Raw genomic sequence first — 339 nt, 5'->3', positions numbered from 1 at the left:
GCGCGCAACATAGGCCAACGCCACCTGGCGGCTTTCCTGATAGCGCCCCAGGTTCATCAGCTCTGACACGGTACTGTAAGCCAACTGCTCTTTGGTGTAACTCTCCGCATTCACCGCCGCCGTGACGCTGGCTTCGGCGCTGTCCACCTGATTGCTGATCTTGCCCCAATCATAGATTGGCGTGGTGATAGATACCGACCCACTAGTATCACTGGCCTTGGCGTTATTGCGTTGCAGATCGGCATTGCCCCCCTGGGTGCCTAACGGCGTGGATACCCCGACCTGCACCTGTGGCCAGCGCTGCCCTTTGGTCTGATCAACGTAATAACCCGCAGCCAT

1 protein-coding gene is annotated in these 339 nt (G+C 58.4%); it reads right to left on the bottom strand.

All coding sequences use genetic code 11. The annotated features are described in order from the left end of the window. Nucleotides 1-339 (bottom strand): TolC family protein (locus AC2A1E_RS24400; protein ID WP_484385906.1); only part of this gene is annotated, 339 nt, incomplete at both ends.

The sequence above is a fragment of the Serratia sp. HNCC26DJ206 genome, from assembly GCF_057180605.1.
Note: the sequence above shows the minus strand (reverse complement) of the source record. Positions and strands in the feature narration are given on the sequence as shown.